This is a genomic window from Streptomyces sp. SolWspMP-5a-2, from assembly GCF_900091845.1.
Classification (GTDB): domain Bacteria; phylum Actinomycetota; class Actinomycetes; order Streptomycetales; family Streptomycetaceae; genus Streptomyces; species Streptomyces doudnae.
In genome coordinates this window covers 21,797-44,402 of the sequence record NZ_FMCI01000235.1, presented here as the reverse complement: position 1 = coordinate 44,402, position 22,606 = coordinate 21,797, and the positions used below count along the sequence as shown (strand labels likewise).

21 protein-coding genes are annotated in these 22,606 nt (G+C 73.2%); 13 read left to right on the top strand and 8 right to left on the bottom strand.

The features are described from left to right. Nucleotides 1-87: 87 nt before the first annotated feature. The gene (locus GA0115242_RS23430; RefSeq protein ID WP_093831619.1) at nt 88-1,266 is read left to right on the top strand and encodes a saccharopine dehydrogenase family protein; all 1,179 of its coding nucleotides are present in this window, start codon (nt 88-90) and stop codon (nt 1,264-1,266) included. Between the two features lie 36 nt (nt 1,267-1,302). Here the strand turns inward: GA0115242_RS23430 and mmpA are convergent, their stop codons facing one another. Further along, nucleotides 1,303-1,449 carry a morphogenic membrane protein MmpA gene (gene mmpA / locus GA0115242_RS40865; RefSeq protein ID WP_093831617.1) on the bottom strand — a complete coding sequence of 49 codons (147 nt, stop codon included), beginning with the start codon at nt 1,447-1,449 and terminating at the stop codon, nt 1,303-1,305. 190 nt (nt 1,450-1,639) lie between these two features. On the opposite strand from mmpA, the gene GA0115242_RS23420 reads away from it, so the two are divergent. Next, a complete protein-coding gene (locus GA0115242_RS23420; protein WP_093831615.1) occupies nt 1,640-1,828 on the top strand; it encodes a hypothetical protein in 189 nt (62 codons plus the stop codon). Here the strand turns inward: GA0115242_RS23420 and GA0115242_RS23415 are convergent. Further along, nucleotides 1,804-2,511 (bottom strand): endonuclease V, encoded by a 708-nt coding sequence (locus tag GA0115242_RS23415; RefSeq protein WP_093831613.1) that lies wholly within the window; start codon nt 2,509-2,511, stop codon nt 1,804-1,806. The two genes, GA0115242_RS23420 and GA0115242_RS23415, sit on opposite strands and share 25 nt — an antisense overlap. A 220-nt stretch (nt 2,512-2,731) precedes the next feature. Between GA0115242_RS23415 and GA0115242_RS23410 the strand changes: the two genes are divergently transcribed. Further along, nucleotides 2,732-3,148, top strand: coding sequence for an SsgA family sporulation/cell division regulator (locus GA0115242_RS23410; protein ID WP_093831611.1), 417 nt, complete (start codon nt 2,732-2,734; stop codon nt 3,146-3,148). A 22-nt stretch (nt 3,149-3,170) separates the two neighbouring features. Here the strand turns inward: GA0115242_RS23410 and GA0115242_RS23405 are convergent, their stop codons facing one another. Continuing rightward, complete coding sequence (locus tag GA0115242_RS23405) at nt 3,171-3,782, bottom strand: GOLPH3/VPS74 family protein (RefSeq protein WP_093831609.1); 612 nt, start codon at nt 3,780-3,782, stop codon at nt 3,171-3,173. A gap of 298 nt (nt 3,783-4,080) precedes the next feature. On the opposite strand from GA0115242_RS23405, the gene GA0115242_RS23400 reads away from it, so the two are divergent. The 3 genes from GA0115242_RS23400 (at nt 4,081) to GA0115242_RS23390 (ending at nt 7,829) form a co-directional block, all read left to right on the top strand. Beyond that, nucleotides 4,081-5,694: an ABC-F family ATP-binding cassette domain-containing protein gene (locus GA0115242_RS23400; protein ID WP_093831607.1), complete on the top strand. Its 1,614-nt coding sequence runs from the start codon at nt 4,081-4,083 to the stop codon at nt 5,692-5,694. A 175-nt stretch (nt 5,695-5,869) separates the two neighbouring features. Continuing rightward, a complete protein-coding gene (gene ddaH / locus GA0115242_RS23395) occupies nt 5,870-6,646 on the top strand; it encodes a dimethylargininase (protein WP_093831605.1) in 777 nt (258 codons plus the stop codon). A 211-nt stretch (nt 6,647-6,857) separates the two neighbouring features. Then, complete coding sequence (locus GA0115242_RS23390; protein WP_093831603.1) at nt 6,858-7,829, top strand: acyl-ACP desaturase; 972 nt, start codon at nt 6,858-6,860, stop codon at nt 7,827-7,829. A 340-nt stretch (nt 7,830-8,169) separates the two neighbouring features. On the opposite strand, the gene GA0115242_RS23385 is transcribed toward GA0115242_RS23390, so the two are convergent. Then, nucleotides 8,170-8,415 (bottom strand): WhiB family transcriptional regulator, encoded by a 246-nt coding sequence (locus GA0115242_RS23385; protein WP_093831601.1) that lies wholly within the window; start codon nt 8,413-8,415, stop codon nt 8,170-8,172. Between the two features lie 196 nt (nt 8,416-8,611). Here GA0115242_RS23385 and GA0115242_RS23380 point away from each other — a divergent pair, with 196 nt between their 5' ends. Next, the gene (locus tag GA0115242_RS23380) at nt 8,612-9,400 is read left to right on the top strand and encodes a VOC family protein (RefSeq protein ID WP_093831599.1); all 789 of its coding nucleotides are present in this window, start codon (nt 8,612-8,614) and stop codon (nt 9,398-9,400) included. Nucleotides 9,401-9,616: 216 nt separating this feature from the next. Here the strand turns inward: GA0115242_RS23380 and GA0115242_RS23375 are convergent, their stop codons facing one another. Then, entirely contained in the window at nt 9,617-10,729 is a 1,113-nt protein-coding gene (locus GA0115242_RS23375) for a LacI family DNA-binding transcriptional regulator (protein ID WP_093831597.1), read from the bottom strand. Nucleotides 10,730-10,828: 99 nt separating this feature from the next. Then, nucleotides 10,829-11,836 (bottom strand): multicopper oxidase domain-containing protein, encoded by a 1,008-nt coding sequence (locus GA0115242_RS23370; RefSeq protein WP_093831595.1) that lies wholly within the window; start codon nt 11,834-11,836, stop codon nt 10,829-10,831. Nucleotides 11,837-12,023: 187 nt separating this feature from the next. On the opposite strand from GA0115242_RS23370, the gene GA0115242_RS23365 reads away from it, so the two are divergent. Together GA0115242_RS23365 and GA0115242_RS23360 are read left to right on the top strand one after the other, a co-directional pair. Then, nucleotides 12,024-14,513: a ThuA domain-containing protein gene (locus tag GA0115242_RS23365; RefSeq protein WP_176729896.1), complete on the top strand. Its 2,490-nt coding sequence runs from the start codon at nt 12,024-12,026 to the stop codon at nt 14,511-14,513. Beyond that, complete coding sequence (locus GA0115242_RS23360) at nt 14,513-16,708, top strand: OmpL47-type beta-barrel domain-containing protein (RefSeq protein ID WP_093831591.1); 2,196 nt, start codon at nt 14,513-14,515, stop codon at nt 16,706-16,708. Before GA0115242_RS23365 ends, GA0115242_RS23360 begins: the two co-directional genes overlap by 1 nt. 90 nt (nt 16,709-16,798) lie before the next feature. Here the strand turns inward: GA0115242_RS23360 and ligD are convergent, their stop codons facing one another. Next, on the bottom strand, nt 16,799-17,815 hold the full coding sequence (gene ligD, locus GA0115242_RS23355; RefSeq protein WP_093831589.1) for a non-homologous end-joining DNA ligase: 1,017 nt from the start codon (nt 17,813-17,815) through the stop codon (nt 16,799-16,801). Between the two features lie 115 nt (nt 17,816-17,930). Here ligD and GA0115242_RS23350 point away from each other — a divergent pair, with 115 nt between their 5' ends. Both GA0115242_RS23350 and GA0115242_RS23345 read left to right on the top strand, forming a co-directional pair. Further along, nucleotides 17,931-19,001, top strand: coding sequence for an ATP-dependent DNA ligase (locus GA0115242_RS23350; RefSeq protein ID WP_093831587.1), 1,071 nt, complete (start codon nt 17,931-17,933; stop codon nt 18,999-19,001). A gap of 224 nt (nt 19,002-19,225) precedes the next feature. Further along, nucleotides 19,226-20,275 (top strand): DUF3048 domain-containing protein, encoded by a 1,050-nt coding sequence (locus GA0115242_RS23345; RefSeq protein ID WP_370672317.1) that lies wholly within the window; start codon nt 19,226-19,228, stop codon nt 20,273-20,275. A gap of 6 nt (nt 20,276-20,281) precedes the next feature. Here the strand turns inward: GA0115242_RS23345 and GA0115242_RS23340 are convergent, their stop codons facing one another. Continuing rightward, nucleotides 20,282-20,746, bottom strand: a complete 465-nt coding sequence (locus GA0115242_RS23340) for a MarR family winged helix-turn-helix transcriptional regulator (RefSeq protein ID WP_093831583.1) — start codon at nt 20,744-20,746, stop codon at nt 20,282-20,284. Nucleotides 20,747-21,059: 313 nt separating this feature from the next. Here GA0115242_RS23340 and GA0115242_RS23335 point away from each other — a divergent pair, with 313 nt between their 5' ends. Beyond that, the gene (locus tag GA0115242_RS23335) at nt 21,060-21,815 is read left to right on the top strand and encodes a CoA transferase subunit A (protein ID WP_093831581.1); all 756 of its coding nucleotides are present in this window, start codon (nt 21,060-21,062) and stop codon (nt 21,813-21,815) included. After that, the gene (locus GA0115242_RS23330; protein ID WP_093831579.1) at nt 21,815-22,462 is read left to right on the top strand and encodes a CoA transferase subunit B; all 648 of its coding nucleotides are present in this window, start codon (nt 21,815-21,817) and stop codon (nt 22,460-22,462) included. Before GA0115242_RS23335 ends, GA0115242_RS23330 begins: the two co-directional genes overlap by 1 nt. The last annotated feature ends 144 nt before the right edge of the window (nt 22,463-22,606 follow it).

The following is a 22,606-nucleotide window of genomic DNA, read 5'->3' as shown; positions in this document are numbered from 1 at the left end:
TCGTTGTCAGGCTCGTCGCCGGGCTCGGTCCGTCGCACGCTAGCCTCGGCCACCGACAACGGCGCGTGCTGTGGACCAAGGGGTGTCATGAGCAGGCTGAACACGACCGACCGCCCGTACGACCTCGTGCTCTTCGGGGCCACCGGCTTCGTCGGCACGCTCACCGCGGAGTACCTGGCCGCGCACGCGCCCGACGGGCTGCGGTGGGCGCTGGCCGGGCGCGACGAACTGCGCCTGCACGCGCTGCGCGAGCGGCTGCCCGGGGGCGCCAGGCCCGGGGTGCTGCGGGCGGACGGGGCGAGCGCCGCGTCGATGCGCGAACTCGCCGGGCACGCGCGCGTGGTGGCCACCACGGTGGGCCCCTACGTGCGGCACGGCGACGCGCTGGTCGCGGCCTGCGCCGACCTCGGCACCGACTACCTCGACCTCTGCGGCGAGCCCGAGTTCGTGGACCTCACCTACGTGCGGCACGACGCACGCGCGCGGGAGACCGGCGCCCGGCTGGTGCACGCCGCCGGCTTCGACTCGGTGCCGCACGACCTGGGCGTGTACTTCACGGTGGGACACCTCCCGGAGGGGGTGCCGCTGACCGTCGACGGGTTCGTCACCGTGGACGCCACCTTCTCCGGCGGCACCCTCGCGTCGGCGCTCTCCCAGGTCGCGCGGGTGCGGGCGATGCGGGCCGCCGCGCGGGACCGCGGGCGCCACGAGCCGCGCCTGGTGGGGCGCCGGGCGACGGCACCCGCGAGCGCGCCCCGGTACGCCCCGGAGGTCGGTGCCTGGGCGCTGCCGCTGCCCACCATCGATCCGCAGGTCGTGGTCAGGTCGGCGCGGGCCCTGGAGCGGTACGGGCCCGACTTCCGCTACCGGCACTACGCGGCCGTACGGCGGCTGCCGGTCGCGGCGGGCGGGGTCGCGGCCGTCGGCGGGATCGTCGCGGCGGCCCAACTGCCGCCCGTGCGGCGGTGGTTGTCGGACCGGGTCAGGCCGGGCGAGGGGCCGGACGCCGAGAAGCGGGCCCGCAGCCGGTTCACCGTCAGGTTCGTGGGCGAGGGGGGCGGCAGGCGCGTGTACACGGAGGTCTCCGGCGGCGACCCGGGCTACGGCGAGACGGCCAAGATGTTCGCCGAGGGCGCCCTGTCGCTGGCGCTGGACGACCTTCCCGTGACGGCGGGCCAGGTCACCACGGCGACCGCGATGGGCGACGCGCTGACCGGACGGCTGCGCGACGCGGGCCTCGCCTTCCGGGTCGCGGCGGTCCGCTGACGGTCCGGGTGCGCGGGTCCTCGGCGGCGGCCGGGGTCAGAGGGTCCAGTCGGCCAGGGTGTAGACCATCCCGGCGATCCAGGCGGCGCCCGCCAGGACGCCGAGGACCAGCGCGGCGGTCACGGCGCGCTCGACGGGGCGGGTCGGGTCGGTGAGGGGCTGCGGGGCGCGGTGGGTGGTCATGACCAAGACTCTGCCCCGTGAATCGCGATGCGCACATCCGTACGGGTACTCAGTTCGTCCTGGTGTCCCGCGGACGCCTCCAGGCCCTCGGCGCGCGCCCCGCCGGAGGCGTCCGCGGGGACCGTCCGGTGTCCGCCGGGGCCGCGAACTCCAGCGCGCCGGCGCGCACTTCGATGGAAGACTGGACGGCATGAGATTCCTCCTCGAAGTCACCCTGGACGACGACGCCTCCGACGCCGACCGGGCGGCCGGGCTGGGCCGGATCCTGCGTTACTGGGGCGGGAACCTGCACCGCTACGCACTGCGTGACGGCACGGGCGAGGCCGTGTACGACTCCGCGTACACCGAGGTCGGTCAGTGGCGGGTGAGCGCCTCCTGAAGGGCCCTGCGGCAGAGCGCGTCGGCCCTGCGGGTGGTCTCCGGGAGCCGGTGGCGCGGGGTGACGGCCAGCACCTGGGCGCAGGCGTCGTCGAGGCCGGTGCGGTGGCCGACGGAGACGAAGACCGGCTTGACGCCGTCCTGGGTGCGCAGCACCCGCCCGACCTCCTCGGTGCCCGCGAGGAGCGGTGAGGTGCTGCCGCGCGCGGCGCCGGGATCGTCGTGGTGGAAGGTGAACGGGTTCTTGGCGACGCCGACGGTGGCGAGCCCCGTCAGCACGCCCAGGTGGCTGGCGAGGCCGAACCGGCGCGGGTGGGCCAGGCCGTAGCCGTCGCAGACCACCAGGCCCGGCGGGCACGGCAGGGCGTCGAGGGCGGCCAGCACGGCGGGCAGCTCGCGGAAGGCGAGCAGGCCGGGCACGTAGGGGAACGGCACGGATCCGACGGCGGTGGCCTCCGCGACGACGTCCAGGGTCGCGCCGTCCAGCACCACGGCCGCGGCGGCGACGAGGTCCCGTCCGTCGTCGTAGGCGACGTCGACGCCGGTCACCCGTCCGGTGCCGGGCGGCGGGCCGCTCCCGCCGGCCTCCACCCGGGCCCGCAGCGCGTCCTGGACGGCGCGGGCCTCCTCCTCGGTCACGGGCCAGCCGTCGGGGATCCGCACGGTCACGGTCACGGTCGTCATGGTGGGACGAGCCTACGGTCCGCCCACCGGACGGCGGGCGCGGGGGCCCGGTGGGCGGGCGGTGACCGGGGGCGGCAGGCGGCGACGGGGGCGCGGCGGGCGGTGACGGACGTCACGCCGGTCCGGTGTGCACGCGGGGGCCGGTTCCTGCGTCTCCCCCTGTGCCCGGACCCATCCGCCCGGACAGACGTCCAGTCGTCACGCACGAGGGAGCAAGGCGTTGTCCACAGTCATCGACCAGCCCGTGGAGGCCCGGCTCGTCGCGGCCGCGCCCCGCCTGTCGAGCATCCCGGCCACCCTGCACTACGACCCGAGCGAACCGTTCGCGGTCCGGATGACCTTCCCCGCCCCGGCCACCCTGGAGGGCGTGGACGTCTGCTGGACGTTCGCGCGCGAGCTGCTGGCGGCCGGGCTGAGCGGATCCGAGGGGGACGGCGACGTCCGGGTGCGGCCCTACGGGTGGGAGCGCACGGTGCTGGAGTTCCGGGCGCCCGAGGGCATCGCCGTGGTGCACGTCCGCTCGGAGGAGGTGCGCCGGTTCCTCGCCGCCACCGCCGAACTCGTGCCCACCGGTTACGAGCACCTCCACCTCGGCCTGGACCACGAGCTGGCCGAGCTGATGCGGGACGCCTGCTAGATGGACTGACCCGCGGGGCCGCTCAGGTGGTCGCGCCGACCCGGGGCCGCAGCTCGGCCAGGACGGCGCGCAGGCCCGGTACCGCGGCCGAGGCCCGCGCGGTGAGCGCCTCCCCGCGCGCGGGGTCGCCCGCGGGCAGCAGGTGCCCGGCGAGCGCGAGGGCGGCCAGCGCAGCGTCCCGGTCGGCCACGTCGGCCACCGGCGGCGGCCCGGCGAGCACCTGCCGGACCTCGTCGCTGAGGACCGCCACCGCGGAGCGGCGGGCGAGCGCGTAGGTGACCGACGGGAAGACCCCCAGGACCCGTCTGCGCTCCGCCGTGAGGAAGCCCTCGGCGGTGAGCTGCTCGCGGGCCGCGTCGAGCGTCACGCGCGCGTGCGTGGTCACCCAGCTCCCCCAGCGGTGCGGACGGGACTCGCGCACCAGCTCCAGCAGACCGTCGAGGACCGCGTCCCCGGTCTCGGTGTCCAGGTCGGCGGGGGTCGCGATGCCGTCGTCGTCGACGAGCAGGCCGCGCCGGGACAGCTCGGCCAGGGCGCCGGACCGCACCAGGGGGCCGTCGGTGACCTCGGACCTCCTGATGTCCCAGGCCAGCAGGTAGAGCCGGGCGGACAGCGAGAGCGAGCCGTCGGGCACGGTGCCTCCTTCGCGCGGGGCTTCGGTGATCACGTTAATGCGTTGACAGCCGGGCGGCCCGTTCGTACGTTGGGACCGCTTCTGCTGCCGTCGATCGGAGAAGGACGTTGCTCGTCTGAGGTCCTGAGCCACCGCGTCACACACCACGGGTGTGGGCGCAGCGTGCGACCTCGGCGTTCGAGCCGTCCCGGGCAGCGGAGCCCTTCCCCCGCTCTCCCCGCGCCTCCTCCCAGCCGTCGGTCGCCGGTGTCTCGATACGCGTTTGCCCCTGACCGCATCAAGCAACCGCGAGGCCCGTATGTCTTCTTCCCTCAGCTGTACCTCCCTGTCGTTCGCCTGGCCCGACGGAACCCCCGTCTTCGAGGGCCTCGACGTGACGTTCGGCTCCGGCCGGACCGGACTCGTCGGCGTCAACGGGAGCGGGAAGTCCACCCTGTTGAAACTCGCCGCCGGTGAACTGACCCCGGCCGAAGGGTCCGTGCGCGCCGCGGGCGACGTCGGACATCTCCCGCAGAACGTCACGCTCGACACGCGGATGCGCGTCGACGAGGCGCTCGGCATCGCCGCCCGGCGGGCCGCGCTGCACGCCATCGAGGCGGGCGACGCGGCCGAGGCGCACTTCGAGACGGTCGGCGACGACTGGGACGTGGAGGAGCGCGCCCTCGCCACCCTCGGCGAACTCGGGCTCGGCCACATCGCGTTGGACCGCACCGTCGGCGAGGTGTCGGGCGGCGAGTCGGTGCTGCTGCGGCTCGCCGCGCTGCTGCTGCGCCGTCCGGACGTCCTGCTCCTGGACGAGCCGACCAACAACCTCGACCTGTACGCGCGCCGCCGCCTGTACGCGGCCGTCGCCGCCTGGCCCGGGGTGCTGGTCGTGGTCAGCCACGACCGCGAACTCCTCGACCTCGTCGACCGGATCGCCGACCTGCGCTCCGGGACGGTCCACTGGTACGGCGGCAACTACTCCGCCTACGAGGAGGCGCTCGCCACCGAACAGGAGGCGGCCGAGCGGATGGTGCGGGTCGCCGAGTCGGATCTGCGCAAGCAGCGGCGCGAACTGGCCGACGCCCAGGTCAAACTGGCCCGCCGCAAGCGGTACGGGCAGAAGATGCAGGACCAGAAGCGCGAGCCGAAGATCGTCATGGGGGCGCGCAAACGGGCGGCGCAGGAGTCCGCGGGCAGACACCGCATCCTGCACCAGGAGCGGGTCGCGGAGGCCAGGGAACGGCTCGACGAGGCGGTGGACGCGGTGCGGGACGACGACGAGATCCGCGTCGACCTGCCCAGCACGACGGTGCCGCCCGGCCGTACCGTGCTGACCCTCCTGGACCTCGAACTCGCCCACGGCGCGCGCGTGGCGGGCGGACTCGACCTGCGCGGCCCGGAGCGGATCGCGCTGGTCGGCCGCAACGGCGCGGGCAAGACGACGCTGCTGCGCACGATCGCCGGAGAGCTGAGGCCGGTCTCGGGCGAGGCGCACGCGCACGTGCCGCTGCGGTTCCTGCCGCAGCGGCTCGACGTCCTCGACGACGATCTCTCGGTCGTCGGGAACGTGGCCAGGTTCGCGCCGGACGCCACCCCCAACCGGATCAGGGCCCGGCTCGCCCGGTTCCTGTTCCGGGGCGCGAAGGCCGACCAGAAGGCGGCCACGCTCTCCGGCGGCGAGCGGTTCAGGGCGGCGCTGGCCGCGCTGATGCTGGCCGAGCCCGCACCGCAGTTGCTGATGCTGGACGAGCCGACCAACAACCTCGACATGGCGAGCGTGCGGCAGCTGACGACCGCGCTGGAGGCGTACCAGGGGGCGCTGATCGTGGCCAGCCACGACCTGCCGTTCCTGGAGTCGATCGGCGTCACCCGCTGGCTGCTGCTGGACGGCGAGCTGACGGAGACGGACCCGGCGGAGATCGGATGACCGGGCGCGCCGCCGCGGGCGCGGGGGACGCGGCTGCGGGGGCCGGGGCGCGTCCCGGGACGGACACAGCCTGACAACAGGGCTTCTGTCGCGGTACGTGCGCATTGCATGATGGCGGACCGGGCCCGCGCCACGGGCACCCGGTCCGCCCTCCCGCCGTTACGGAGACCCTCTGGTGCCCAGCAAGAAGGCTCTCGTCCGCCGCCCCGGCCCGCGCCTCGCCGAGGGCCTCGTCACCCATGTCGAACGCCGGGCCGTCGACGTCGGCCTGGCCGTCGAGCAGTGGGAGGCGTACGTCGGGACGCTGCGCGCGCACGGCTGGGAGACCGTCGAGGTCGAGCCGGTGGACGACTGCCCCGACGCCGTCTTCGTCGAGGACACCGTGGTGATGTACCGGAACGTCGCGCTGATCACCCGGCCGGGCGCCGCGTCCCGGCGGCCGGAGACCCTCGGGGTGGAGGAGGCGGTGGCCGGGCTCGGCTGCTCGGTGCACTGGATCTGGGAACCGGCCACCCTGGAGGGCGGCGACGTCCTGAAGGTCGACGACACCCTGTACGTCGGGCGCGGCGGGCGGACGAACGCGGCCGGTGTGCAGCAGCTCAGGGCCGCGTTCGAGCCGCTGGGGGCGCGGGTGGTGACCGTGCCGGTGAGCACGGTGCTGCATCTGAAGTCGGCAGTGACGGCGCTGCCGGACGGTACGGTCGTCGGGCACCCGCCCGTGGTGGACCACCCGTCGCTCTTCCCGCGGTTCCTGCCCGTGCCCGAGGAGTCCGGCGGGCATGTGGTGCTGCTGGGGGACGGCAAGCTGCTGATGGCGGCGAGCGCGCCCAAGACGGCGGAGCTGCTCGCCGACCTCGGTCACGAGCCGGTCCTGGTCGACATCAGCGAGTTCGAGAAACTCGAAGGCTGTGTGACGTGCCTCTCGGTGCGGGTCCGGGAGCTGTACGCCTGACGGGTGGCCGCGTCACTCTTTCAGTCCCGGGACCTGCGGGTCCCGGGACTTTTCGCATGCCGCGGGACCCGGGCTGATCAGCGCTCTTTACAGCACACTTAACCTACGGCAACGTAACCTACGGTTTCGTAGCCTACGATTCCGTAGGTTGCCGGCACCGCTCGCCGGTGAACCCCGTTCCCTTGTTGTTGCGCGTCCCCCTGGAGTCTCCGTGACGATCACTTCTCCCCACCTCGGCAGCCCGGCCGGCTGGACCGACGCCCGGCTCCTGTACGCCCTGGAGGAAGTGGTCGAGAAGGAACTGAACCGGCACCTCGCGGTCACCAAGGACTGGATGCCGCACGACTACGTGCCGTGGAGCGACGGCCGCAACTTCCCGAAGTTCTTCGACGACGGCGAGGCGTGGAGCAAGGAGCAGTCGCCGGTCACCGACATCGGCAAGATCGCTCTGGTCGTCAACCTCCTCACGGAGGACAACCTGCCGAGCTACCACCACGAGATCGCCTCCCTCTTCGGACGCGACGGCGCCTGGGGCACCTGGGTGCACCGCTGGACGGCCGAGGAGGGCCGCCACGGCATAGTGATGCGCGACTACCTGCTCGCCACGCGCGCGGTGGACCCGGACAAGCTCGAAGAGTTCCGGATGGCCCACATGAGCGAGGGCTTCGAGTCCGACAACCGGCACTCGATGCTGCACTCGGTCGCCTACGTGGCGTTCCAGGAGCTGGCCACCCGCATCTCGCACCGCAACACCGGCCACCAGTCGGGCGACCCGGTCTGCGACCGCATGCTGGCCAGGATCGCGACGGACGAGAACCTGCACATGGTCTTCTACCGCAACCTCCTGAAGGCCGCCTTCGAGCTGGCCCCCGACCTGACCATGCAGGCCGTCCGCGACGTCGTCGTGCAGTTCCGGATGCCGGGACACGGCATGCCCGGCTTCGAGCGGGCCGCCGCGCAGATGGCGATCGGCGAGGTCTACAACCTGCGCATCCACCACGACGACGTGATCCAGCCGGTGCTGCGCTTCCTGAAGGTCATGGACATCGACGGGCTCGGCCCCGAGGGCGTCCAGGCGCAGGAGGAGCTCGGCCTGTACATGGGCGGCCTTGACGCCGAGGCGGCCAAGTTCGACGAGAAGCTCGCGGCGCGCAAGGCGCGGATGGCCGCCCGCGGCGCCTGACCCCGTCCCGCCCGCCCGACCCGTCCGGCACCCGCGGGCACGCACCGGTCTCCCGGTGTCCGCGCGGGTGCTCCGCCCCGCAGGCCGACGTGCCCGCGGGGCGGACGGCTGTCCGGGCCCGCCCGGCACCGAGGCGCGGGGCCGCCGGGGTGCCGGGGGCCGCCGGGGGTGCCGTCGGTCATCGGGGCGCCGGTGCCGCCGGAGTGCCGCTGGGCTCCGGGGCGCAGGGCCACCAGGAATGCCGTTGGGCTCCGGGGCCACCAGGAATGCCGTGGGCCTCCGTGGTGCCGGGGCCGCACGGGGGTCGCGCCGGGCGGAGCGTCGGCCGCGATGATCGGATTCAGCGTGAGGCGCGCCGGATCTCCAGCCTCTCCTTCTCCGACAGGCCGCCCCAGACCCCGAAGCGCTCGTCGTTGGCGAGGGCGTGGTCGAGGCAGGCGGGGCGCGTCTCGCACATGCCGCAGATGCGTTTGGCCTCGCGTACCGAGCTGCCCGGCTCGGGGAAGAAGAAGTCCGCTCCGGTCTGCGCGCAGAGTGCCTGTGCCTGCCATGCCGGTGCGGTCGGCGTCATCGTCTCCAGATGCATGCCCTCATCGTGTCGGGCGGTGCGAAACGTTCGATCAACACCGGATCAACGCCGACGTCCGGGCCCCCGGCCACCCGCATGGTGACGCCCGCAGGGACCCCGCGCACGGCGGCGCGCGGCGCTCGGGCCGCGCTTGTCAGTGGGCGGTGGAAGACTCGGGAGTGCACAGGACGGGACCTCTCGAAGGAGGGCGATCATGCTCACCACCCGTTTCGTCGACGGCGCTCCGAACTGGCTCGACGTCGCCACGACCGACCTCGACGGTGCCATTTCCTTCTACGGCGGTCTCTTCGGCTGGGAGTTCCGCTCCGCCGGGCCCGACGCCGGTGGTTACGGCTTCTTCCAGCAGAACGGGAAGACGGCGGCCGGGGGCATGGCCGCCCCCGACCAGATGCCGCCCGCCTGGACCGTCTACTTCCAGAGCGCGGACGCGCAGGCCACGGCCAAGGCGGCCGAGGGGGCGCGCGGCCGGGTCCTCACCCCGCCCATGGACGTGATGGGCCAGGGCCACATGGCCGTCCTCGCCGACCAGGCGGGCGTGCCGTTCGGGATCTGGCAGCCGGGTCAGATCAAGGGGATCGACGTGGCGAACGAACCGAACGCGCTGGCCTGGGTCGAGCTGTACACGCCGGACGTCGCGGCGGCCGCGGCCTTCTACGGCGCGGCGCTGGGTCTGGAGACGTCGGCGGTGCCGTTCCCCGGCTCCACCTACACCTGCGTCAACGCGGCGGGCGCCGGGGAGAACGCGATGTTCGGCGGCATCGTGCCGCTGGCCGACGATCCCGTGGAGGCGGCGGCGGGAGCGTACTGGCTGCCCTACTTCGAGGTCGCCGACACGGACGTCGTCGTCGCCGACACGCGCAACCTGGGCGGCACGGTCCGGGCCCCCGCGACCGACGTCCCGGGCGTCGGCCGGATGGCCAAACTGGCGGACCCGTACGGCGCCCGTTTCGCGGTGATCAGGAGCGAGCGCCCCGGCGGCTAGGGGCGCAGGTCAGCCGTCCAGGTGCTGAGGCGGTGCGGGGGCGCGGCCGGGCGTCGAGGGGGTCATGCGGTCCGGGGGGTTCGGCCGGGCATCGTGAGACGGGGTGAACGGCCGGGTCGGGCGCCGAGGGCTGCGTGTCCCCCGCGACTGCGGCTTGCGGCTGCGGTTACGACTCCGGCCCGCGACTGCGGCTGCGACTCCGGCCTGCGGCTGCGGTCACGCCGACGCGCGGCGGATCAACGTCGTCGGCAGGATCACGCCCGCCGGTGTCCCGGTGTCCGCCCCGTGCGCGGGCGTGGCGCGGTGGTCGAGGCGGCTGAGCAGCAGGCGGGCCATCAGCCTGCCCATCTCCTCGATGTCCTGGCGGACGGTGGTCAGCGGCGGGTCGGTCTGGTCGGCGACCGGCAGCATGTCGTCGAAGCCGATCACGGCCACGTCCTGCGGCACCCGCAGCCCGCGCTCGCGCAGCACCCGCAGGGCGCCCGCCGCGCTGAGGTCGTTGGCGGCGAACACGGCGTTCAGGTCGGGACGGCGGTCGAGCAGCTCCCGCATGGCCCGCTCGCCCCCGGCCGGGGTGAAGTCGCTCTCCTCGACCAGCCGGGGGTCGGCGTCGACGCGGACGTCGCGGAAGCCGTCGAGCCGGTCCGCCGCCGACGTCTGGTCCAGCGGCCCGGTGATGTGCGCGACCCGGGTGCGGCCGAGGCCGACCAGATGGCGCACGGCGGTGCGGGCGCCGTCGCGGTTGTCGCTGTCGACGTACATCACGCCACCGCCGCCGCCCGCACCCTCGCCCCTGTCGGCGGCGTCCGTGTCCCGCGCGGCCGGGTCCCGGTCGCCGTCCTCGCCGTCGCTCCAGTCCGGGCGGCCGCCGAACACCGTCGGCACCCCGGCCCGGCGGATCAGGCCGGGCAGCGGGTCGTCGAGGTGGAGCGAGAAGACGAGCGCGCCGTCGACGTGTCCGCCCGCGAGGTAGCGGCCGACCCGGGCGTGGTCGTCGCGGCCCTCGGTGAGCAGCAGCACGAGCTGGTTGTCGTGCGCGGTCAACTCCTTGCTGATGCCGCGCAGTTGCAGCGCGAAGAAGGGGTCGGCGAAGACTCTGGTCTCCGGTTCGGCGATGACCACGGCGACCGCGTCGTGGCGCCGGGTCACCAGGCTGCGGGCCGCCTGGTTGGGCACGTAGCCGAGTTCGTCCACTGCGCGCCGCACGCGTTCCACGAGCGGTTCCCGGACGCCGTCGCCGCCGTTCACCACGCGGGAGGCGGTGGCACGGGACACCCCGGCACGGGCGGCCACGGCCTCCAGAGTGGGGCGCGGCGCTGTGTCGGTCACTTCGGGGCTCCTCATCGGCGGGGTGCCGATCAGGATAACTCCGGCGAGTGCCGAGGTGAGGGCGCTCTCGGGTGGGTGCGGGGGCCGCGCGGGCGCCGGTCAGTGGTGGTGGGACCCGGCCGCCGGGTCCGGCCCGGCGGCCTCGCCGGCGCCGCTCGCGGCCTGCCCGTGGTGGGGTTCGTGGCCGGGGATGGTGCCGTCCGTCTTCTTCACCAGGAACAGCCCGACCATCCCCATGTCGGAGTGGCTCTGCACATGGCAGTGGTACATCCAGGCCCCGGCGCCGACGCCCTCCCCCGCGATCACCTGGAACCCGAAGGAGTCCGCCGGGCCGACGATCTTGTTGTCGATGACCTGGCTGGGGTCGTCCGGCCCGGTCAGGGTGCCGGTGCGGTTGTCGGCCCAGCGGTGACCGTGCAGATGGAAGGTGTGGTAGTACTCGCCGTGCGTGATCATGACGAACTCGACGCGGTCGCCGACGGTGGCCTCGAAGTCGGGTCCGGTGTGCGCGGGCCGGTTGTTGATCGTCATGTCGTTGAAGACGATCGTGTGGGTGCGGTCCGGCAGGACGTCGCCCTTGCGGCGGACGATCACCGGCCCGTAGAGGCCCTTGCGGATGCCGCCGGTGCCGTGCTCGGTGCCGACGACATGGTCGTGGTAGTGCCAGTACCCCGCGCTGCCCGACCGCCAGGTGCCGTCGGAGCGGCGGCCGGGCACATGGGTGCGCCAGGTGTAGACGCGGGTGCCGCCCGGTTCGACGTCGCTCCCGTTCATCTTCGTGCCGTCGCTGCTGATCTCGTAGTCGAGGCCGTGGACGTGCAGGCTGACGGGGATGTCCATGGTGTTCTCGAACTCGACGTGCAGGGTGTCGCCCTCGTTGAGTTCGATGAGCGGGCCGGGGACCGAGGCCCGGCCCTTCTCGAAGCCGTAGCCCAACTGCCCGTCGGCGAGCTTCTCGGCGTAGAGCCTGATGCGCCGCACCTCTCCGCCGGCCGGAGCGGTCCGTACCGGTCCCGCCGCGCGGGCGGCCTCCGGCGCGAAGGACAACGATGTCGCGACCGCCGCCCCGCCGAGCAGCACACGTCGGTTGAAGCCCCGTCTGTCCATGCGTAACTCCCCACACTGGTAAGGACTTTGCGCAGGCGTACCTGTGACGAACCTGTGCGACGGTACCGGCCACGCGGTCGTTTATCCACACTCAGGACAAAGTTCATGCCATCACGGTCATAGGTATTGGCGAACCGGGCAAAGCCGTCTAGCTTCCTTGGCGTTCGCTGTGACCGGGGAGGTGCCCATGCACTTACGAGGGTTGAGAACGAGGAGAGCCGGGCGACGACGGATCTGGGCGGCCACCGTGACGGCCGGGGTCGTGGCCGCGGGGCTGCTGTCGGGTCCGGCCGCGAGCGCGCGTCCCGCGCCGCTGCCGTCGTCGACAACGATGTCCATCAAGTCGCCGCCGGGCGGCGCGAACGTACGGGTGCTGATCTTCTACGGCTCCGCCGCGGCCGGCGAGGAGTCCCCGGTGGTGAACGCCGGGATCGAGGCCATCGAGCGGATCGGTCTGAGCGGGCCCGCCGAGCAGCGGTTCGACGTGGTCGCCACCGGCGACGCGGCCGTCTTCACGGACGCGACGCGGCTCGGACGCTTCAACGCGATCGTGTTCCTGACCGGCGGCGGGGACGTCCTGGACCCGGAGCAGGAGGCCGGTCTCGAGGCGTACATGGAGGCGGGCGGCGGGTTCCTCGGCGTCCACGACGCGGCGCGCGCGGAGCCGTACTCGGACTGGTTCACCGGTCTGATCGGCGCCCGGCCCACCGGGTCGAGCCCGACGGCGACGCAGCGCGCGGTCGTCGAGGTGGGCGACCGGCTGCATCCGGCGACCAAGGACCTGCCGGTGCAGTGGAAGCGCTCCGACGTGTGGCCGAACTGGGTCAAGAACCCGTCGGGCGACGTGCACACGGTGGCCCGGGTGCGGGAGTCGACGTACAGCCCGGGAGCGAGCGCCAACGGCGCCGACCACCCGGTGAGCTGGTGCCGCGACTACGACGGCGGGCGCTCCTTCTACACCGGGATGGGCGGCACGGTGTCGTCGTACGACGAGACCGACTTCCGGGCCCATCTGCGCGGCGCGCTGCTGTGGACCACCCGGCTGGTGCGGGCCGACTGCAAGGCCACCATCACCGGCAACTACACGGCGCGGCGGCTGACCGAGCCCAACCAGCCCGGCCGCAACGACCAGATCGGGGAACCGCACGGCCTGGTCACCGCGCCCGACGGGCGGGTCCTCTACATCGGCCGGGGCGGCGCCGACTCCTCGCAGCCGGTGGTCACCGACTGGAACGACCCGGACGTCGGCAAGGGCAAGGGCCAGGTCCACGTCTACGACCCGAAGACCGGGAAGGTCACCCTCGCGGGCGAGTTGAGCGTCTTCGGCAACAAGGGCGGCGGCGACGAGCTGGTCAAGGTCGAGGAGGGGCTGCTCGGCATCGAGCTCGACCCGCGCTTCGAGGAGAACGGCTGGGTGTACCTGCACTACACCCCGCACGCGGGTCTCGACCGGGACCGGAGGATCGCCGAACGGCGCGTCTCCCGCTTCACGCTGGACCGGGCCACCGGCAAGCTGGACCTGGGCAGCGAGAAGGTCGTGCTGAAGTGGCCTGTGCAGGTGCACAGTTGCTGCCACGCGGGCGGCGGGATGGCCTGGGACTCGAAGGGCAACCTGTACATCGCGACCGGTGACAACAACTCCAGCGGGTTCAGCGACGGTTACTCGGGCAACAACCCGGCGCCGAACTACAAGGGCGTCTCGTTCGCCGACGCGCGGCGCACCGCGGGCAACACAAACAACCTCAACGGGAAGATCCTGCGCGTCCATCCGGAGCCCGACGGCACGTACACCCTTCCGGCCGGGAACCTGTTCACGGGCCGGGAGACCGACGAGGGCGGCGGCAAGACCCGCGGCGAGATCTACGTGATGGGCGTGCGCAACCCCTCGCGCATCTTCGTGGACCGCACCACGGACGTCCTCTACGCGGGCTGGGTCGGACCGGACGCGGGAGCGCCGTCCACGACCTGGGGTCCGGCCAAGTACGACACGTTCGCCGTCATCACCAAAGCGGGCAACCGGGGTTGGCCGTACTGCATGGGCAACAAGCAGCCCTACCGGGACCGCAATCTGCCCGACCCGTCGAAGCCGCTCGGCTGGTACGACTGCGACCACCCGAAGAACGAGTCGCCCAACAACGACGGTCTGATGAACCTGCCGCCGGTGACGGGCAACAACATCTGGTACTCGCCCCAGGGCGGCGCGCCCGACTACCCGCGCGACGCGAAGGGCGTGCCCTCCTACAAGCAGGAGGAGGCCACCTATCTGCTGCCGTGGCTCAAGGGCGGCGGGCAGGCCGCGATGAACGGGCCGGTCTACCGGTACGACCCGGCGTCCACCAGCGCGTCCAAGTGGCCCGCGTACTGGGACGGCAAGTGGTTCGTCGGCGACTTCTACGACGCCGACCAGCCGCGCAACGCGGTGATCACCGATCCGAAGACGCAGGGCGACGGCGGGCTCCCGATCCACGCGGAGTCGCTGAAGAAGATCGTGCCGGTCGGCAACGACGGCATCAAGAACCTCATGGACTGGAAGTTCGGTCCCGACGGTTCCCTGTACGTCCTCGACTACGGGCGCGGCTTCTTCACCTCGGACGCCAAGTCGGCGCTGTGGCGCGTCACCTACCGGGGCGGCGAACCGACGCCGTCCGCCGCCCAGTTGGCGAGGGGAGGACAGTGATGAGGAGACACAGAGCCCTGACGGCGCTGCTGGCCGGGCTGTTGCTGGTGCTCGGTCTGCCGTCCGCGGCGGGCGCGCGGACCACCGACCGCGCGCAGCCGGCCGCCGCCCAGGTGCTGACCTGGACGGCGGGCGACGACATCACCGCCTACGGGTCGGCACCGGCGACGGCGGTCGCGGGCCAGGCCACGATCGTCTTCGAGAACAGCGCGGCGACCGGCAACACCAGCGGCATGCCGCACACGCTGACGTTCGCGACGACGGACCCGGAGTACAACGGTGACGTCCAGCTGAACATCCTGGCCAACCCGTTCGACGACCAGGGCGGCCGGCACACCGCCGAGGTCACCCTGACCCCGGGCCGGTACTTCTACCACTGCACGATCCCCGGCCACGGGCAGATGCAGGGCGTCCTGACGGTGACCGAACCGGGCGGCGAGGACACCACCGCGCCGGAGACCTCCGCCGAGGTGAAGGGCGTCCAGAACGCGCAGGGCCAGTACGTCGGTTCGGCGAGCGTGGAGATCACCGCGAGCGACCCGGGCGGCTCCGGCGTCGACCGCGTCGAGTACGCGCTGGGCGACGACGCCTGGCAGCCGTACACCACGCCCGTCCCGGTCGACCGGGTCGGGGACCACACGGTCCGCTACCGGGCCACCGACAAGGCGGGCAACGTCTCCGCGGAGAAGAGCGTCGCCTTCACCGTCGTCGCGCCGCCGTCCGACGACACCACGCCGCCGGAGACCTCGGCGACGGTGAGCGGGGAGCGGGACGCGGACGGCGCGTACCTGGACATGGCGACGGTCACCGTGTCGGCCTCCGACACCGGTTCCGGGGTCAACTCCGTGGAGTACGCGCTCGGTTCCGGTGCCTGGCAGCCGTACGGCGCGCCGGTGATGGTGCATCAGGTCGGCACCCACACCGTGCGCTACCGGGCCACCGACAAGGCGGGCAACGTCGCGGCGGAGAAGAGCGTGACCTTCACCGTCGTCGCGCCGCCCGCGCAGGACACCACCCCGCCGGTGACGGGCGTGACGGTGACCGGCACCCGCAACTCCGACGGCGCGTACGTCGGCGGCGCCAAGGTCACCGTGAGCGCCACCGACGAGGGCGGCTCGGGGGTCGCGGGCATCGCGTACTCGCTCGACGGCGGCCCCTATCTGGCCTACGGCGCTCCCGTCGTCGTCGACCGGGTCGGCCCGCACACCGTCGCCTACCGGGCGACCGACAAGGCGGGCAACACCTCCACCGCGCGCACCGTGAGCTTCACGGTGGTGGCGGGTGGCGGCGTGCCCGCGCCCAACTGCCCGGAGTTCGACGAACGGTTGACGGTGATCGTCGGCACGGTCGACTCCGGTGTGCCCAACCGGGTGACCGACAACCGGTGCCGGATCAACGAGTTGATCGAGGACGAGAAGGAGTGGACGTCGCACGCGCTGTTCCTCAAGCACGTGCGGACGGTCCTCGACGCGCTGCTCAAGGAGGGGGTGGTCGACCGTCGCGAGGTGACCGCCGTCCGGCAGGCGGCCCGGGAGTCCGGCATCGGTACGCCGGGCCAGAACGACGGCTACCGCACCCTCTTCGACGGCAGCGCGGCCTCCTTCGCCCGGTGGCAGCAGGTGGGCGGCGGCTCGTTCGCGCCGAACGGCGACGGGTCGATGACCAGCGGCACCACCAGGGACGGCCTGGGCATGCTGTGGTTCCCGGAGCGCAAGTACGGGGACTTCTCGCTGCGCCTCCAGTGGCGCGACGACGCCCCGGGCACCGGCAACGCCAACTCCGGTGTGTTCGTGCGGTTCCCGTACCCCCACGGGCATCCCGAGGAGTCCCGGCCCGAGTGGGCCGCCATCAAGTACGGGCACGAGGTGCAGGTGTTCGACCGGCCCGACGGCGACCTGTACAAGACCGGTTCGATCTACGGGTTCGACCGGGTGGGGCTCGCCGGGGCCGGTGTCACCCAGAAGGGGACCTGGAACGACTACGAGATCCGGGTGGTCGACCAGCACTACGAGGTGTTCCGCAACGGTGTGCTGATCAACGAGTTCGACAACACCGGCGGCCAGGAGTTCAGTCCGCCGCGCGATGACGACCCGGGCACCGACGGCCGCCGGTTCGCCTCCGGCTACCTCGGGCTCCAGGTGCACAGCACCTCGGACGTGGTGTCGTTCCGGGACGTCCGCGTCAAGGAACTGTAGGACACCGCGGGGCAGTTGCCCCGGGGCCGAGGGCCCGTCCGACGACGCTCCGCCGCCCCGCGGGCAGCGGCGGGAGTCGTCGGGCGGGCCCTACGCCTCGTCCTTCCTGGCCCGGCTCGGCTGTACCCGCTTGGGCTCCCCCGGCATCTTGGGGTACTCGGGCGGGTACGGCAGGTCGCCCAGTCCGTGGTCGTGCTCGTCGCGGCGGGCGAGGTCGAGCAGCGCTTCGAGCGAGAAGGCGTGGTCGTCCATGTCGGCGTGCACGTCGCCGAGTTCGGCGAAGCGCGGCGGCATCGTCGCGAGGTCGAAGTCGCGCGGGTGGGCGTCCCCGACCTCCGCCCAGCGCAGCGGTGCCGAGACCGGCGCGTGCGGACGCGGCCGCACCGAGTAGGCGGAGGCGATGGTGCGGTCCCGCGCGGTCTGGTTGTAGTCGACGAAGATGCGCTCGCCGCGCTCCTCCTTCCACCACTTGGTCGTCACCCGGTCCGGCATCCGGCGCTCCAGCTCCCGGGCCACGGCGATGGCCGCGCGGCGCACCTGGGTGAAGGTCCAGTTCGGCTCGATCGGCACGAAGACGTGCAGGCCCCGGCCGCCCGACGTCTTGGGCCAGCCGCGCAGTCCGCCGAACTCGTCGAGGACGGAACGGAGTTCGTGTGCGGCGCGGACGGCGTCGTCGTAGTCGGTGCCGGGCTGCGGGTCGAGGTCGATGCGCAGTTCGTCGGGGCGGTCGACGTCCGCGCGCCGGACCGGCCAGGGGTGGAAGGTGAGGGTGCCGAACTGGGCGGCCCACAGCACGGCCGCCTCCTCGGTGGGGCACATCTCGTCGGCGCTGCGCCCGCTGGGGAAGGTGATGTGGGCGGTGGGGATCCAGTCGGGCATGTTCTTCGGCGCCCGCTTCTGGAAGAAGTTCTCGCCGGTCACCCCCTCGGGATACCGCTCCAGGGTGGTGGGGCGGTCGCGCAGGGCGCGCAGGATGCCGGGGCCGACGGCGATGTAGTACCGGGCGAGGTCCAGCTTGGTGAATCCGCGCTCGGGGAAGAAGACCTTGCCGGGACTGGACAGCCGGACGGTGCGCCCGCCCGCTTCGAGTTCCACCGCTTCGCCCATGCGGCCACGGTAGGACCGGCGGCGGTGACGCGCATGTGCGGCAGCGCCAGCCCCGCGCCCCGCCCCCACCGGTGCTCGACAGGCAGCCGTCCCCGGCCGCTCCTAGAGTCGGTGTATGGATCTCCCGGTGATGCCGCCCGTGAAGCCGATGCTCGCCAAGTCGGTCGCGCGCATCCCGCCGGGCATGCAGTACGAGGCGAAGTGGGACGGGTTCCGGGCGATCGTGTTCCGCGACGGCGCCGACGTCGTCCTGGGCAGCCGCACCGGCAAGCCCCTGACCAGGTACTTCCCGGAGCTGGTGGCGGCCCTGCGGGAGCGGTTGCCGGAGCGCTGCGTGGTGGACGGGGAGATCGTGATCGCCCGGGAGGGGCGGCTCGACTTCGACGCGCTGACCGAGCGGATCCACCCGGCGGAGTCCCGGGTGCGGACGCTGGCCGAGCGCAACCCGTCGTCGTTCGTCGCCTTCGACCTGCTGGCCCTGGCCGACGAGTCGGTCCTTGACGTGGAGCTGGCCGACCGGCGGGCGCTGCTGGAAAGGGCGCTGGCGGGGGTCACGGCGCCGGTGCACCTGGCCCCGGCGACCACCGACGTCGACGTCGCGCACGAGTGGTTCGAGCGGTACGAGGGCGCCGGGCTCGACGGCGTCGTCGCCAAGCCGCTCACCCTGCCCTACCGCCAGGACCAGCGGGCCATGTACAAGATCAAGCACGAGCGCACCGCGGACGTCGTGGTGGCGGGGTACCGGCCGCACAAGAGCGGACCGGTGGTCGGCTCGCTGCTGCTCGGACTGCACGACGACCGGGGCGTCCTCCAGCACGTGGGCGTGTCGGCCGCGTTCACCATGGCCCGGCGCGCGGAACTGGTGGCGGAGCTCGAACCGCTGCGGATGGACGACGTCGGCGGGCATCCGTGGGCGGCCTGGTCCGAGGAGGCGGCGCACGAGTCGGCCCGGCTGCCCGGCGCCCCCAGCCGCTGGTCGGGCAAGAAGGACCTGTCCTGGGTGCCGCTCAGGCCGGAGCGGGTGGCCGAGGTGGCGTACGACCACCTGGAGAACGGCGCGCGGTTCCGGCACACCACCCGCTTCCGCCGCTGGCGCCCGGACCGCACCCCGGAGAGCTGCACCTACGCGCAGCTGGAGGAGCCGGTCCGCTACGACCTCGCGGAGATCCTGGGCACGGCGGAGTGACCCGCCCGCCGCGCTGAGGCGCCCCACCCGCCTCTCCCCCGCCCCGCCGCACCCCGTCACCTGGCCGCTCCGCCGTCCGCGCTGCCGCCGTCGCCCGCGGGCGACGGGAGGGGCGTCGTCCGTGCGGCGGTGTGCTCCTGCGCCGTCCGGGGGACTCGTCCACCCGTTCGGTCGTCTCCGCCGCGCCCTCCGGGGACGGCGGGGGTAGGGCCACCGATGAACTGATGAGCGCACAATCGAACGACACGGACTGGGTGGCAACGGTGGGCATGGGACACAGGGCGCGCGGACGGCACGCGACGACGACGGCGGCGCTGCTGGCCGCGACGGTGACGGTCACGCTGGCGGCGGGGTGCGCGGGCGGTCCGCGCACCCCGGTGGACGACGGCCGGGGCCGCCCGGTCGGCACACCGGCGCTCCCGTCGCCGAACACGCCGACCCCGCAGCGGCCCGCCACCGCGCCCGCGCCGCTCGCCGTGAAGATCGACAACGTGCGGGCGGCCCGCCCGCAGACCGGCCTGCGCGCCGCCGACGTCGTCTACGCCGAGCAGGTCGAGGGCGGTCTGAGCCGTCTGATGGCGGTCTTCGCGACCAAGCTGCCGAAGGTCGTCGGACCGGTGCGCAGCGCCCGCGAGTCGGATCTGGAGCTGCTGCGCCAGTACGACCGGCCGACGCTCGCCTTCTCGGGCGCGCAGCACAAGCTGCTGCCGCTGATCGGCCAGGCGCGGCTGCGGCCCGAGCAGCCCGGCAACGTGGAGGGCGCCTTCTTCCGCAACTCCGACAAGTCGGCCCCGCACAACCTCTACCTGCGTCCGGCCCGGCTGATGCCGACGGCGCCCACGTCGGCCGCGCTGACCAACGGCTTCCGGTTCGGCGCGGCGCCCGACGGGGGCACCCCGCAGACCACGCGGACGGTGCGTTACCCGTCCGCCTCGTTCACCTTCGACTGGTCGGCGGAGCGCGGCCGCTGGCTGGTGTCGACGGACGGTTCGCCGACCGTGACCAGCGACGGGCAGCGGGTCACCCCGGCCACGGTGGTCGTGCAGTACGTGAAGATGCGGTCGTCGCGGTTCCACGACTTCCTCGGCAACACCACGCCATACACCGAGACCGTGGGGTCGGGGACGGCGGACGTGCTGCGCGACGGGCGCGTCTACGGGGTGAAGTGGAAGCGGCCGAGGGCGGCGGACGGGACGGACTTCACGACGGCCGCCGGGCAGCCGGTGAACTTCGCCGACGGCCAGGTGTGGGTGGTGTTCGCGCGGGCGTCCTGACCGGGCTCAGCGCGGTGCGGCGAGGGGCTCCGCGGGGTTGCGGAGCCCCTCGGCCGCGTCCGCGACCCGGCGGATGAGGGCGAAGAACGTCTGCTGTTCGTCGGCGGAGAGCGGGGCCAGGAAGACCTGGTTCATCCGGGCGGTGCGCACGGCCAGCTTGCGGTGGACGCGCCGCCCGTCGTCCGTGAGGCGCAGCAGGAAGCGGCGGCCGTCCGCGGGGTCGCGCACCTTGCCGAGGAGTCCGCGGCGGTCGAGACGGCTGATCACCTCGGCGACGGTGGACCGGTCGAGCCCCACCCGCTCCCCCACGGTCCGCTGGTCGAGGCCGGGTTCGGCGACCAGGGCGTTGAGGACGGCGAACTGCGGCGAGGTGGTCTCCTCCGAGACCATCGTGTTCCACAGCAGGTAGTGCGCCTGCTGGAGCCGCCGGGCCAGGTGCCCGGGGTGGGTGGTGAGGTCCACCGCGGCCATGGTGTGCTCCCGAGGTCGTGGACGGCGGCGCGGCGGCGCGGGGGCGGCGGCGCACCGGGGAGGTCGCGGGTGGAACGCGCCGGGGTCGCGTGGGCGCGTTCGTCGCCGCGTTTCGTCTAGCTGCATTTCGTCGGTGCACGGAACGATACCCGGCCACCGGCGGGCTGTCTGCGGCCTGCGAGCGCTTGGAACCCTTGTCGGTACGCGACCTTGACGGCCGCACCGTCCGGTGGCAGCGTGAAAGAAACTTCACCGAAATGCTCAGTGCCCTGACGGTCTGGGGCCTGGTCCGGGACGAGAGGGGCCTTCGCGGATGGACAAGGTGGTGGCCACGGCCGGTGCGGCGGTGGCCGACGTGCCCGAGGGCGCGTCCCTCGCGGTGGGCGGATTCGGGCTGAGCGGGGTGCCGAACGTCCTGATCGAGGCGCTGCACGCACGGGGCGTCGGCGGACTCTCGGTGGTGTCGAACAACTGCGGGGCGATGGAGTCCGGCCTCGCGGTGCTGCTGGCGGCCGGACGGATCGCCCGGGTCACGGGGTCCTACATCGGGGCGAACAAGGAGTTCGCGCGCCAGTACCTGGCCGGTGAGCTGGAGGTGGAGCTGATCCCGCAGGGCACGCTGGCCGAGCGGCTGCGGGCGGGCGGCGCGGGCATCCCCGCCTTCTACACCCCGGCGGGCGTGGGCACCCAGGTCGCCGACGGCGGGCTGCCGTGGCGCTACGACGGGTCGGGCGGGGTCGCGCTCGCCTCGCCGCCGAAGGAGGTCCGGGCGTTCGACGGCACGGAGTACGTCCTGGAGCGCTCCATCCGCACCGACTTCGCGCTGGTGCGGGCGGCCCGCGGGGACCGGCACGGCAACCTCGTCTTCAACAGGTCCACCCGCAACTTCAACCCGCTCGCGGCGATGGCGGGACGGGTGACGATCGCCGAGGTCGAGGAGCTGGTGGAGCCCGGCGCGATCGACCCGGACGCCGTCCATCTGCCGGGCGTCTTCGTGCAGCGGGTGGTGGCCCTGACCCCGGAGCAGGCCGCCGACAAGCGGATCGAGCGGCGGACGGTGAGCGGCTGATGGCCTGGACGCGGCAGGAGATGGCGGCCCGCGCGGCCCGCGAACTCAGCGACGGGCAGTACGTCAACCTCGGCATCGGCCTGCCGACGCTGATCCCCAACCATCTGCCGCCCGGCGTGGAGGTGGTCCTGGAGTCGGAGAACGGCATCCTGGGCACCGGCCCCTACCCGACCGAGGACCAGGTCGACCCGGATCTGATCAACGCGGGCAAGGAGACCGTCACGGTGCTGCCGGGGGCGTCCTTCTTCGACTCCGCGCTCTCCTTCTCGATGATCAGGGGCGGGCACATCGACGTGGCGGTGCTCGGCGCCATGCAGGTCTCCGCCCGCGGCGACCTGGCGAACTGGGCGGTCCCGGGGAAGCTGGTGACCGGCATCGGCGGGGCGATGGACCTGGTGCACGGGGCCCGCACCGTCATCGTGGTGATGACCCATACCACCAGGGACGGCGCGCCGAAGATCCTGGCCGAGTGCGCGCTGCCGCTGACCGGCAGGGCGTGCGTGGACCGGATCATCACCGACCTGGGCGTCCTGGACGTCACCCCGGACGGCCTGGTCCTGGTGGAGACCGCGCCCGGCGTCACCACCGACGAGATCGCGTCCGCGACGGCCGCCCCGCTCCGCGTCACCGGACCGCCGCCGCCGTGAGGTCCGCCATGGAACGGCTGGACAATGCGGTGCGAACGGCCGTCGCCGTGCGGAACGCCGTGGATGGGCGGGCCGACGGCCGTCCGAAGCGGCCCGAACGGTGGCCGCCGTACGGATCGCCGGCGTCGCCCGATCCGCTCCCGT